Raw genomic sequence first — 13,320 nt, forward strand, 5'->3', positions numbered from 1 at the left:
TCGCATGGAGGACCTGCTGATCCGTTCTGGGCAGTAGTTATGAAAGGTTTAAGGGATGCTGGCGAAAAGTATGGAGTAGAGACGGTTTACCTTGGGCCAGAGAAATATTCTTTGAAAGAGTTCATCGATCTTGTAAACAGTGCTATCGCCAGGAAGCCTGACGGTTTAATTGTCACAATAACCAATCCCGTGGCTTTGGATGAACCTCTGAGAAAAGCCATAAAAATGGGTATTCCGGTGGTGGCGATAAACGTGCCAGACACAAGGTCACCTGAGGAAGCCATACCGTACCTAGTTTACGTCGGCATGGATGAATATCTGGCAGGAGTTTATGCTGCCAGAAGAATGTTACAAGAGTTCACTCCAAAAAGAGCCGTTATTGCCATTCACGAGCCTGGACACGCTGGTTTGGAAGCAAGAGCAAAGGGTATTATGGACGTTCTCTCCGAAAAGAACATTCCCGTTGAAAAGCTCGACATCACAACAGACCCCACGAAAGCGCTGAGCATTATGAAGAGTTACCTCATGAAGCATCCCGATACTGATGCCATTTTCACTCTTGGGCCATTGGGAGCGCATCCTGCCATTCAACTTGTTGAAGAGGAAGGTTTAAAAGGAAAAGTAAAGATAGGAGCCATGGACCTTACAACCAAGGTCATAGAAGCTATAAAAGATGGTACTGTGCTTTTCACCATAGACCAGCAGCAGTATCTCCAGGGTTATCTACCCGTCGTGTTTCTTTACCTTTACAAGGAATATGGTCTCATACCACGTGAGAAGGTACTCACCGGTCCTTCTATTGTTGACAAGAGCAATGTGGACGTTGTAGAAAAAACGGTCAGGGAGGGTTACAGATAATCCGATTCACGGGGGTTCCTCCCCCCGGTATTGTCCGTCAAGGGGGAGAAAATCATGATAAACGTTAGTCACTCTGGTTCTAAGTCGTTGATGATCAGGTTTCCTCTCATGAAAGAATTGGGGGCAATCGTAGGGATAGTGGTCTTTTTCATTCTGTTTTCTGTTTTATCGGATCGGTTCTTGAGCATAGATAACCTTGCTTCAATTTTTACTATGGCTTCGGAGTTAGGGATAGTTGCTATTGGCATTACCCTCCTCATGATATCGGGGGAATTCGATCTTTCTGTGGGTTCTGTGTACGCTGTGGTACCAATGGTTATGGCGATACTTATAAACAAAGGGCAACCCGACGGCATAGCTTTGATAATATCGCTGCTTTTGGGAGCATCTTTAGGATTGTTGAACGGTATCGTCACACTGAAAACAGGCATTCCTTCGTTCATCACCACTCTTGGGACTATGATGTTCTGGAGAGGGATTCTTTTAGCCGTTACCGGCGGATTTCCCATAATGCTTGAAAGAAGCAGCGAAGTTCTTAACGTATTCGGAGGCAGAATAGTGGGTGGTTTGAGGTATTCAGGGGTTTGGTTCATAGTTCTGGCTGTTGTTTTCTGGATAATACTTGAGAGGACTTGCTATGGAAACTGGGTCTTTGCAACGGGTGGTAACCTTGGTGCGGCGAAAGCCTTGGGAATACCAACGGACAGAGTGAAAATTGTTAATTTTGTCATCAGCAGTCTTTTAGCAGGGTTGGCTGGAATTACCACATTTGGGAGATTCAAGATAGTTGATCCCACGCTGGGGCAGGGAATGGAACTCGAAGCCATAGCTTCCGCTGTAATCGGTGGTACCCTTCTGTCAGGAGGATTCGGAAGTGTCCTGGGGACCTTCATAGGGGCATTTATGATAGGGATGGTTCGAAGTGGTCTGGTTCTGGCGGGGGCTCCAGCTTACTGGTATAGAGCCTTTATAGGTGTTATTTTAATAGTTGCCGCTATAATAAACGCCAGGATAAGAAAGAAGGTGGCAGGATGAGCGAATTCCTTGTAGAAATGCGTGGCATTAGAAAAAGCTTTGGGGGGGTTCAAGCTTTAAAGGGTGTAGACTTTTGGGTGAGAAGGAATGAAATAGTGGGTTTACTTGGAGACAATGGGGCAGGAAAGTCAACGTTGATCAAGATACTTGTCGGGTACTATCAGCCGGATGAAGGAGAAATATATTTTGAGGGAAAAAGAGTTGCTTTCAAGTCACCTTGGGATTCCCGAAGGCTTGGTATAGAAACGGTGTACCAGGACCTTGCTTTGGTCAATTTGATGCCTATCTGGAGGAATTTCTTTCTGGGGCGCGAGATTGTGAAAGGTCCCTTCGGAACACTGGATGTTAAAAGGATGAAGAAAATCACTGTAGGGGCTCTGAAAGATGTAGGAATATTCGTGAGATCCCCTGATGAAACAGTTGCCTTCCTATCTGGCGGTGAAAGACAAGCGATAGCAATTGCAAGGGCCATTCATTTCGGTGCCAAATTGTTGATACTCGACGAACCCACCGCTGCTCTCTCGGTTGGAGAGACTCAGAGGGTGCTGGAGCATATACTCGAAGCCAAGAGAAGAGGAATAGCAGTCATCTTCATAACTCACAATATCTATCATGTCTATGAAGTGGCCGACAGATTTGTATTGTTAGAAAAGGGAGAAAAGATTGGCGATCTTGAGAAAACAGAAACCACCCCTGAAAAGATCATGGAAATCATCGCTGCCTCGTCCGTTGGAACGATGTCTCGTTGAATGTCCTGAGCATTACAGATTATACCCGGATATTCCGGATATTTTTGATCATCTTTCTTTAACAGCGATTATTGAAATCTTTTTGTTTCATTTCTTGTGTTATCATTTTGTGGTACAATCATACTCGGTGACGCTTAAAACATCACATATCTTATGATGCAGTCACTCTAAAAGCAGCAAAAGACCATGCAGAAGGTATCCCACAGTCGAAGCTTTGAAATTCATGGGCAAGGTCCTTATTTTATGGCAGGATACATTCCAGGAATAATGGTCGGCATTGCTCAAATGATTGTGGTTTACATAATCGCCAGAAAAAAGAATTATCCCAGAGCAGAGAAAGTACCTTTGAAAGAGGCTCTTCGAATTGCTAGAGACTCAATCCTTGGTCTTCTGGTAGCTGTCATCATCATAGTAGGAATCGTTGCTGGTATATTCACAGCCACCGAGGCATCAGTGGTTGCTGTAGTATACGCCATGGTGATAACCCTGTTTGTTTATAGGAGCTTGGATCTCAAAAGTTTGGTGACTGTTTTTAAGAACGCTACTCTAACAATCGCACAAGTGTTGTTTTTAATAGCCAATGCCTCCGCTTTCAGTTACATTATGGCGTATTTGAGAATACCGTACACTGTTGCGCATGAACTTCTCCAAATAACCGATAATAAGTATCTTCTAATGCTATTGATTAATGGCGTGCTCTTGGTTTTGGGGATGATCATGGACATGGCTCCTTTGATACTTATAGTCACTCCTATTTTGCTGCCAATAGTCACGCAACTGGGATGGTCACCCATACAATTCGGTATCATCTTGCTTTTGAATCTCTCAATTGGCCTGTGTACACCACCGGTTGGTAATACCTTGTTTGTAGGATGCGCTGTAGGGAAGACAACCATAGAAAAAGTTATGAAAGCAATCTGGCCGTTTTATATAGCTATGATAGTCGTGCTGCTACTTGTAACCTACGTCCCATGGTTTACCATGTTCCTGGGTAGCAAATTCAGTGGCTGAAAGATCATGAAAATCTAGCAGCCAGATAGCAGATTAAAGTATTAGCTTCAGCTAGGAATTATCACACATCCTAGGAGGTGATACCCATGAAATCCAACATTGGTCTTATAGGTCTTGCGGTGATGGGACAGAATCTTGCTTTGAATATTGCAAGAAAGGGCTACAAAGTTTCTGTTTTCAACAGAACAGCGCGAAGAACAGAAGAGTTCGTAAAGAGTCGGGTAAAAAACGAAGAAATAGAGCCTCATTACAGTATAAAAGAGTTTGTGGGGTCTCTTGAAAGGCCAAGAAAGATCATCCTGATGGTGAAAGCAGGAAAACCTGTTGACGATACTATTTCTCAGCTTCTTCCCTATCTTGAGTCGGAAGATTTGATTATAGACGGTGGAAATTCTCACTATCTGGATACAGAAAGACGTTTCAAGGATCTCACCGAAAAGGGATTCTTTTTTCTTGGGATGGGAGTCTCGGGTGGTGAGTATGGAGCCCTTCATGGACCTTCTCTTATGCCCGGTGGGAGCAGAGAGGCGTACGGTTTGGTTGAGGAAGTTCTTCTGAAGATCGCCGCAAAGACGGAGGACGGACCCTGTTGCACTTACGTTGGTGAAAGGTCTGCTGGTCACTTCGTGAAAATGGTCCACAACGGGATAGAATACGTCATCATGCAATCGATAGCGGAAATCTATCACATTATGAGAAATGTTCTGAACCTTTCTCCTGATGAGATGTCTGGTGTCTTCGAAGAGTGGAACTCTGGAGAGCTCAACTCTTTCCTCGTGGAGATCACATACAAGATCTTGAGAAAAAAGGACGAAGAGACGGGAAAACCGATGGTTGACATGATACTGGACAAAGCAGAGCAAAAGGGAACTGGAAAGTGGTCGTCTCAGGCAGCTCTCGACCTTGGAATTCCCACTCCCTCCATAAACCTGGCCGTGGTTGAAAGGATAATCTCCCATTTCAAAGAGAAAAGAGTGAAGCTTTCAAAACTGTATAATAAAAGAAGAAACCCTTCACGGGGAAAAAGTGAACTGTTGAAAGACCTCGAAAGCGCACTTTATTTCTCCATGCTTACAGCGTTTTCTCAGGGAATGTGGTTGATCACGGAAGCATCGAGAGAGTTCGGTTACGGAATAAACCTTTCCGAAGTGCTGAGAATATGGAAGGGAGGATGTATCATAAGAGCGAAGTTGATAGACACATTGAGGAAATACGTGTCCAGTGACAACCCTTACTTTTTGGAGAATGAAGACGTGATCTCTCTTCTGAAAGATCGCGTAGACTCCCTGAAGAGGGTTCTGAAGATGGCGATAGACAGTGAGATGCCGGTTCCCGTTCTGAGCTCCGCTTACAACTATTTCATGAGTCTGACGGAAGAAAGGCTCCCTGCAAACCTCATTCAGGCTCAAAGAGATTTCTTCGGAGCACACACGTTCGAAAGAGTGGACAAAGAGGGTGTGTTCCACATCAACTGGGAGGAAGGAGAGATAGAATGAAAAAGATCGAAGTGGATCTTGTGAGAACGAAGGTCTACAACCTCCTTAAAAGAATGATACTGAATCACGAGTTGAAACTGGGAGAAAAGCTCAACGTGAGAGAGCTTTCTGAGAAACTTGGAATAAGCTTCACACCGGTGAGGGATGCTCTCCTCCAGCTGGCTTCTGAAGGTCTTGTGAAGGTGGTTCCAAGGGTTGGGTTCTTCGTTACAGAGGTTGATGAGAAGTTCATAAGAGAAACGATAGAAACGAGGATCATGATGGAAGTTTTCTGTCTTGAAAATTACTTCGAAAGCGTCGCCCGATTCCAGGAACTTCTGGACATAAAAGAAGAGATAGAAAACGTTGAAAAAAGTTTGAAAAGAGATCTGTTCGATGACTCTGATGAGAGGCTCCACAAACTTTTCATCAAAGCATCCGGAAACGAGCTCATTATCTCTCTGTACGAGAAGATATGGGACCGTATAGATCTTGTGAGGCATTTGAATGAGAGATACATCGTCTCGAACAGGGAGCACAAAGAGCTCATAGAGAATATCCTGCGTGGTGACAGAGAAGGCGCTATTGAGAAATTGAAAGAGCACCTGAGAAACGTGGAGATGGAAACCATAAAGAACCTGTACGCGTACGAAAGAGGGTGAAAGTATGGTTTTGCAGGTTTTCAACGAACACTTCGGAAGGGGATACACCGTATACGAGAAATCTTACAGAGAAAAAGAGGGTCTCTCCTTTTTCTTGGCAAAGGGCGAAGAAGGGAAGGTCCTTGTTGTCGTGGGACAAAATGTACCAAGATTTTCGTTTTTCAAAAAGCATCGCGTGAACGGAAAGGAGTTCTTCTTCTGCAAACCAAACCATGAAAATCTTGAGATATTAAGGGGAATCTTTCCCGATCTGAAACCCATCCGAGCAGGATTGAAACCATCCTTTGGAACAGGAGACAGACTCGGTATCACAACACCTGCCCACGTGAGGGCACTGAGGGGTTCTGGTTTGTTTCCCGTTTTTGCCCAGCAGTCTGTGAGAGAAAACGAAAGAACGGGGAGAATATGGAGAAACGTACTTGACGACGCAACTTGGGGAGTGTTCCAGGAGGGATACACAGAAAGGTTTGGAGCGGATGCGGATCATGTGAAAAATCCTGAGGATCTTGTTGCAGCTGCAAGAGAAGGTTTTTCCATGTTCACGGTCGATCCTTCGGACCATGTGAGAAACCTCTCAAAACTCAGTGAGAGAGAGAAGAACGAGATATTTGAAGAGATACTGAGGAAAGAGCGAATCGACAAGATTTACCTTGGAAAAAAGTACTCCGTCCTTGGTGAAAGACTGGAGTTCGATGAAAGAAATCTGAGGGATGCTGCTCTGGTGTATTACGATGCGATCGCTCACGTAGATATGATGTATCAAATTTTGAAAGAAGAAACCTCAGATTTCGACTTCGAGGTTTCCGTTGACGAGACGGAAACACCTACCAGCCCACTGTTCCATATCTTCGTTGTGGAAGAGCTCAGGCGACGAGATGTGGAATTCACCAACCTTGCCCTGAGGTTCATCGGTGAGTGGGAAAAAGGGATCGATTACAAAGGAGACCTTGGGCTGTTCGAGAAAGAGATCAAGATGCACGCCGAGATTGCGAGGATGTTCGAAGGCTACAAGTTGTCTTTACACTCCGGAAGTGACAAGTTCTCCGTTTATCCGGCCTTCTCTTCTGCGACGGACGGTCTTTTCCATGTGAAAACGGCTGGAACGAGCTACCTTGAAGCGATAAAAGTGATCTCGATGGTCAATCCCGCGCTCTTCCGTGAGATCTACAGGTGCGCCCTCGATCATTTCGAAGAGGATAGAAGATCCTACCACATATCTGCCGATCTTTCAAAGGTTCCAGATGTAGAAGGAGTGAGGGATGAAGATCTTCCAGAACTCTTCAAAGATACCAACGTGAGGCAGTTGATCCATGTTACGTACGGTTCCGTCCTCAAAGATGAGTCCCTGAAAGGAAAAATATTTGAAACACTGAGCCAGAACGAAGAACTATTCTACGAAACTGTGGCAAGCCACATAAAAAGACACGTGGATCTTTTGAGGGGTGATTGAGTTGTTCGATCTTAAGGGAAAAGTGGCTCTTGTAACCGGCGGCTCCCGTGGTCTGGGATTTGGTATCGCTCAGGGACTGGCAGAGGCTGGCTGTTCGGTGATCGTTACAAGCAGAAACCTTTCAGAGACCTCGAAAGCAGCACAGAGACTGAAGAGAGATTACGGAGTGAAAGCGGTGGCTTACCAATGTGATGTGTCGAATTACGAAGAAGTGGAAAGCTTGATGAACACTATAGAAAAAGAGTTCGAAAAGCTCGATGTGGTGGTCAACGCGGCGGGAATAAACAGAAGGCACCCGGCGGAGGAGTTTCCCATAGATGAGTTCAGACAGGTGATAGAGGTGAATCTTCTTGGGACTTATTACGTGTGCAGAGAGGCCTTTCGTCTTCTCAAAAAGTCAGATAATCCCTCGATCATAAACATCGGTTCTCTCACCGTGGAGGAGGTCACGATGCCGAACATCGCTGCATACGCTGCTTCGAAAGGAGGAGTTGCCTCTCTGACAAAGGCCCTGGCGAAAGAATGGGGAAAGTACGGCATCCGGGTGAACGCCATCGCTCCCGGCTGGTACAGGACAAGGATGACAGAGGCGGTTTTCAGCGATCCGGAGAAACTGGATTACATGCTCAAGAGGATTCCCCTTGGTAGAACGGGTGTCCCAGAAGATCTGAAAGGTGTGGCCGTTTTCCTTGCTTCTGAAGAAGCTCGATATGTGACGGGACAGATTATCTTCGTGGACGGTGGATGGACTGCAAACTGAAGGAGTGAGAGTATGATGGTGTATTTGGAAGGAAATCCGCTAACCGAAGAGAAAATAAAGGAAGGACTTGCAAAACTTGTAAACGACCTGGGAAAGGTGAAAAAAGTCTTGGTTGTCCACACAGATTACACCCGTGTGGATTTCACCCACCTGATTGCAAAAAATCTCTACAAGTTGCTCTCGGAAAAAGGTATGGAGGAGTTTCACACGCTCAACGCAAGCGGCACGCACAGGGCAATGAAAGTGGAGGAGTTCGAAAAAAAACTGGGGCTCTCAAGAAATGACAAGGGAGTTTTCTTCCACAACCACGAGTTCTTCAATCCGAAAGCACTAGGACTCGTTGGAGTGCTTCCAGCCGATTTTGTCTCCGAAATGACCGAAGGAGATCTGAGGGAAGAGATACCAATAAAGGTGAACAGGCTTCTCTTTGAAGATTTCGATGCGATCTTCTTCATAAACGGTACCGTTCCTCACGAATCAACGGGTTTTTCAGGTGGATTGAAGATCGTCATTCCAGGAATAGCGAGTCCCGAGGTGGTGGACACGTTCCACTGGGCTGCTGTACTCATGGGTATCCCGAAACTCATAGGTACAGTGGACAATCCCGCACGAAAGATCATAAATCGTGCTTCAGAGATGATCTTCCAGAAGATCAAATCAAGATCCTTCACCCTGAACATGGTCTATGAGGAAGAAGAAGAGGTGATCCCGAGGGCACTCTATATCGATGAGGGATATGAGGGCTTTTTGAGAGCGTACGAAAAAGCGTGTGAGCTCAGCTCGACATTACATGTGAAGTACATAGACCGCCCTCTCAAAAGAGCTGTTCAGGTGATCGGAGAAGAATACGACGAAGTCTGGACGGCCGGGAAGGGTTCTTACAAACTCCAAAGACCCGGTGTGATGGCCAAAGGAGGCCAGATCATCATCTATGCACCTCATATAAAAAAATTCCACTCCAACCCGCAGATGGACAAATGGATCAGGGAAATCGGATATCACTGTAAAGACTATGTGAAGTGGTATCTGAAAAGGCATCCCGATTTCAACAAGAACGTTGCGGCGCACGTGATCAACGTGAGGGGAGCGGGAACGTTCGATCCAGAGACAGGGAAGGAGGAGTTCGAATTCGACGTGATCCTGGCAACGTCCATTCCCGAAGACGAATGCAAGGTTGTAAACCTGGGCTACATGGATCCTTCAAAGGTCAGAAAAGAGGATTTCATGGACGAAGATTCTCTCTGGATAGAACCCGGCGGGAAATATCTTTACGATTTGAGGGAGAGGAAAGGATGATAGCAGCCATCGATATTGGAACAGAGAGCGCTCGCCTCGTGTTCAAGTTCAACGGTGAGTGGAAAGTTCTGAAGAAATCCTACAGAATCTCTTTTCCCTCTCCAGAGGCAGTGGAGCAGGACCCAGAAGAGATCTTGTCAGCCGTTTACAGCCTTTTGAAGCAGATCCCAAAGGAAGGAAATGTTTTGCATGTCGGTATGAGCTCTGTTTTTCACAGCGTGGTTGGGCTCGATGAAGATTTTGACCCCGTCACACCCCTTCTGAACTGGGCAGATAGAAGATCTTTCAGAGAAAAAGAGGAACTCGAGAAAAAATACGGTACAAGGTTTTTCTATGAGAGAACAGCATGTCCTCTTCATCCTATGTACTGGCCTTCCAAGATACTCTGGATGAAGAGAAACTCGAATGCAAGGAAGTTTTGCTCCATAAAGTCTTACGTTGTGAAAAAGCTGACAGGAAGGTTCGTGGAAGAACTTTCCCTTGCTTCCGGAACCGGAATGATGAACGTGCATACTCTGGACTGGGATGAGGAGATACTCAGCATCGCAGGCGTGGAAAGAGAAATGCTACCAGAACTTGCCTCACCTTACACTCGGGTGAAGATGAAAAACGAGGTAGCAAAAGAACTGGGGTATAAAGAAGCGTACTTTGTCCTCGGCGGTGGAGATGGTGTGATGACGAATGTAGGAGCGAACGCGATGGATCCGAACTCTGCCACCGTAACGATCGGAACAAGCGGTGCGTTCCGTGTGGTTCTGGATAGACCTGTGATAGATCAAGAAGGCATCTCCACGTGGTGCTACCTGATCGATGAGCAAAATTATGTGCTCGGAGGAGCGATAAACAACGGTGGAATTGTGTTGATGTGGTTGAAGGACGTTATGAAGTTCGACGGCTACGAGGAGATCATAGAGGAAGCCAAGAAGTCCCCGATTGGGGCAAACGGCCTCGTTTTTCTTCCCTTCCTCAACGGAGAAAGGGCACCACACTGGAGAGAAAGGTACAGGGGAGTTCTGGTGGGGCTCACTTCCTCCCATAGGAAGAGCGACATCGCACGAGCTGCGCTGGAAGGGATCTGTTTCAGGATAAAGGACATATACAACGCGGTGAAAAGAGTGGGAGACGTGGATCCTGTTCGGATCGTTGCAACAGGAGGTTTCACCAGCTCACCCTATTGGGTTCAGCTTCTCTCAGATGTGCTGGGAAAAAGCATCACGGTTACGAGCGTGGAGAATCCTTCGGCCTTCGGCGCTTACGTGATGGCTCTGAAGTCTCTGGGGGAAGACGTAACGGGCTTTCTTGAGCATGAGCTGGGAACGAAGAAGGTCTTCCGTCACGATCCGGGGAAAAATTTCCAGTACGAAAAGCTCTACGAAGATTACCGGTATCTCTACGAAAAACTTGTGGATTACTTTTACAGGGAGTAGCCAAGGCCAGTCATCTTCCTCAGATCGAGCTTTTTCATCATCTCCTCGAGAGGCATGTTCTGTTCTTTCGAGAGTGTCTCCAAGGCCTTCTTGATATCCCAGTTTGCCCTTTTCACCGCTTCTGAGACGGCTTCGTAACCAAACAGCTTTATCAGCGGTGTGAGGTTCGATACAGAACTCAAAAGATGTTCCTCACACCGCTCCTTGTTCGCTTTTATTCTTGTGACGTACCCTGCCAGTATGTTGCAGGCGTTTGTGAGAAACGTGAGGGATTTGAGTGTGAGGTGGACGATGAGGGGGGCAAATTGGTTGAGTTCAAGGTTTCCAAGAGCACACGCGTGGTTCAGCACCATGTCGTGTCCGAAAATCATATGACATAGCTGCATCACGTACTCAGGAACAACTGGGTTTACTTTTCCTGGCATGATGGAACTTCCTGCCTGAACCGCTGGTAGGATAAGTTCGCCAATCGCCGTGCTTGGACCACTTCCCAAGAGTCTGATGTCATTCGCGATCTTGTAGAGATTCACAGCGAGAGATTTGAGAAGACCATGGACCTCCGCGATGACGTCCCAGTTTTGAGTTGCGTCTATGAGGTTTTCCGCTTTGGCGATCTTTACACCCGTTACTTCTCTCACCTTCTCCACGATCTTCAGGATATAATCTTTTGGTGCCCCGACTCCTGTTCCTATGGCAGTACCTCCAATGTTTACGCTTCTTATTCTCTCTTCGACTTTGTGAAGCCTCCACCTATCCCTTGCGAGGGCATCAGCGAAAGCACCGAACTCCTGACCCAGCATGATCGGTGGGCCATCCATGAGTTGAGTTCTTCCTGGTTTTCTGATCGAATAGAACTCCTTTTCCTTTTCCTGGATCCTTTCCTGAAGATTTATCACCGCGTCTATGAGTTTTCTCAGTTTCACGATAACAGCGATTTTCGCGCTCGTTGGGAAGGTATCATTCGTTGACTGGTGTAGGTTCACATGGTCTATGGGATCGACCAGATACTCTCCTTTCTTTCCACCGAGTATCTCTGTTGCCCTGTTCGCTATCACCTCGTTTATGTTCATGTTTATTGAAGTTCCAGCTCCACCTGAGAGTGGGTCCACCACCACGTGTTCTTTCAGCGTGTTCCACTCGTCACACGCCCTGACGATGGCGTCTCCTATTTGCCCGTCCAGATAGCCAAGTTCCATGTTGAGCAAGGCACAAGCCTTTTTCACCATAAAATAAGCCCAGACGAAGGTTTCTTCCAGCTTCTCCCCTGTAGAAGGGAAGTTCATCAAGGCTCTTTTAGTGTGTATTCCGTAGTAAGCGTCATCCTCTATCTCCAGCTCTCCGAGGTAGTCCTTTTCCTTTCTCACACCTTCACTTCCTCTCTGAATGGACGAATCGCCCTTTCAAGCGCTCCGTGAAGATAGGAGATCGTAACACCGTAGTTCGTCATCGGGATGCCAAGTCTCTTCGACATCCTCACTCTTCTCATCATCGCCGCACGATTCAGGACACATCCTCCACAATGGATGATGAGTTTTGCGCCTTCTATTTCCTCAAGATCTGGAAAGTCTTTTCCAGCTATGACCTTGAAGTTGAGTTGGGCACCCGTGTGGTTCACAAGCCACCTTGGAATCTTCACCCTTCCGATGTCCTCGGTAAGAGGTCTGTGAGTGCAACCTTCCATGATGACAACCGTGTCTCCATCTTTCAGTTCTTCTATTTTCTTCACACTCTCCACAAAATAGGAAAGATCTCCGCGGTAGCGTGATTCCACTATCGAGAAAGTGGTGAGCTCTACGTCATCCGGGATATCGGAGACGACCTTCATGACAGCCTGAGAATCTGTGATCACAAGCCTTGGCTTCATTCCGATGTTCTCCATCACGTATCTGAGCTCCCTTTCCTTTACAACAATGGCGATGGCCTCCCTGTCCAGTGCTTCCCTTATTGCGTGTACCTGCGGCATGATGAGCCTTCCCTTGGGTGCTCCAAGGTCTATGGGAACAACCAGTATCACGAGATCCCCACCGTCTATCAAATCACCAAGGTAGGGAATTTCCTCGTCGTTTGGAAGAATCTCAGAAAGATTCTTTCCTATCTCCTCGAAGCCCTTCTTCTGCAGGGCCGAGACGAGCAGCACCTTTGTTCTGTATCGATCCTCGTAGAGTCTTTTCAATTCCATGGCTTTTTCTTTCAAAATGTCGAGCTTGTTTATCACAACTACGAAGGGTATCTCCATCTCCCTGAAAAGGTTTGCAACGTCGTCCTCATAAGGGGTGGGGGCTCCGTCTGTGACGAGTATGCCGCAGTCTGCTCTGTAGAACACTCTTCTTGCTCTTTCTACCCTGAGCCTTCCGAGTTCACCAACATCGTCAAGACCAGGGGTGTCCACGAGTGTGACAGGGCCGATCGGGAAAAGTTCCATAGATTTGTAGACAGGATCGGTCGTTGTTCCCGCATGGTTGCTCACAATGGACACATTCTGCCCAACGAGGGCATTCATGAACGAAGATTTCCCAACGTTCCGTCTTCCAGCAACCACTATGTACCTTCTGAATCCAGAATCGGGCAGTTTCATGCCATCACCTCGATAAAGAAAA

The 13,320-nt window shown here is 46.6% G+C and carries 12 protein-coding genes; 10 read left to right on the forward strand and 2 right to left on the reverse strand.

The window, feature by feature from the left end; genetic code table 11:
• The 10 genes from J7K79_RS03315 to J7K79_RS03360 all read left to right on the forward strand — a co-directional run.
• Positions 1-858 (forward strand): sugar ABC transporter substrate-binding protein (locus tag J7K79_RS03315; protein WP_296905158.1); only part of this gene is annotated, 858 nt, incomplete at its 5' end.
• A gap of 54 nt (positions 859-912) precedes the next feature.
• Positions 913-1,893, forward strand: coding sequence for an ABC transporter permease (locus J7K79_RS03320; protein ID WP_296905160.1), 981 nt, complete (start codon positions 913-915; stop codon positions 1,891-1,893).
• Complete coding sequence (locus J7K79_RS03325) at positions 1,890-2,642, forward strand: ATP-binding cassette domain-containing protein (RefSeq protein WP_296905162.1); 753 nt, start codon at positions 1,890-1,892, stop codon at positions 2,640-2,642. Before J7K79_RS03320 ends, J7K79_RS03325 begins: the two co-directional genes overlap by 4 nt.
• A gap of 243 nt (positions 2,643-2,885) precedes the next feature.
• Entirely contained in the window at positions 2,886-3,653 is a 768-nt protein-coding gene (locus J7K79_RS03330; RefSeq protein WP_296905164.1) for a TRAP transporter large permease, read from the forward strand.
• An 86-nt stretch (positions 3,654-3,739) separates the two neighbouring features.
• Positions 3,740-5,149, forward strand: a complete 1,410-nt coding sequence (gene gndA / locus J7K79_RS03335) for an NADP-dependent phosphogluconate dehydrogenase (protein WP_296905166.1) — start codon at positions 3,740-3,742, stop codon at positions 5,147-5,149.
• A complete protein-coding gene (locus J7K79_RS03340; RefSeq protein ID WP_296905168.1) occupies positions 5,146-5,790 on the forward strand; it encodes a GntR family transcriptional regulator in 645 nt (214 codons plus the stop codon). Before gndA ends, J7K79_RS03340 begins: the two co-directional genes overlap by 4 nt.
• 4 nt (positions 5,791-5,794) lie before the next feature.
• Complete coding sequence (locus J7K79_RS03345; RefSeq protein WP_296905170.1) at positions 5,795-7,240, forward strand: tagaturonate epimerase family protein; 1,446 nt, start codon at positions 5,795-5,797, stop codon at positions 7,238-7,240.
• Entirely contained in the window at positions 7,233-8,000 is a 768-nt protein-coding gene (locus tag J7K79_RS03350; protein WP_296905172.1) for an SDR family oxidoreductase, read from the forward strand. The genes J7K79_RS03345 and J7K79_RS03350 overlap by 8 nt, the downstream gene beginning before the upstream one ends.
• A gap of 12 nt (positions 8,001-8,012) precedes the next feature.
• A complete protein-coding gene (locus J7K79_RS03355; RefSeq protein WP_296905174.1) occupies positions 8,013-9,296 on the forward strand; it encodes a lactate racemase domain-containing protein in 1,284 nt (427 codons plus the stop codon).
• Positions 9,293-10,723: a gluconokinase gene (locus J7K79_RS03360; protein ID WP_296905176.1), complete on the forward strand. Its 1,431-nt coding sequence runs from the start codon at positions 9,293-9,295 to the stop codon at positions 10,721-10,723. The genes J7K79_RS03355 and J7K79_RS03360 overlap by 4 nt, the downstream gene beginning before the upstream one ends.
• Here J7K79_RS03360 and J7K79_RS03365 read toward each other — a convergent pair.
• Positions 10,711-12,087, reverse strand: coding sequence for an aspartate ammonia-lyase (locus J7K79_RS03365; protein ID WP_296905178.1), 1,377 nt, complete (start codon positions 12,085-12,087; stop codon positions 10,711-10,713). The two genes, J7K79_RS03360 and J7K79_RS03365, sit on opposite strands and share 13 nt — an antisense overlap.
• Entirely contained in the window at positions 12,084-13,298 is a 1,215-nt protein-coding gene (hydF, locus tag J7K79_RS03370) for a [FeFe] hydrogenase H-cluster maturation GTPase HydF (RefSeq protein WP_296905180.1), read from the reverse strand. Before hydF ends, J7K79_RS03365 begins: the two co-directional genes overlap by 4 nt.
• Positions 13,299-13,320: the final 22 nt, after the last annotated feature.

Source organism: Thermotoga sp., from assembly GCF_021162145.1.
Classification (GTDB): Bacteria; Thermotogota; Thermotogae; order Thermotogales; family Thermotogaceae; genus Thermotoga.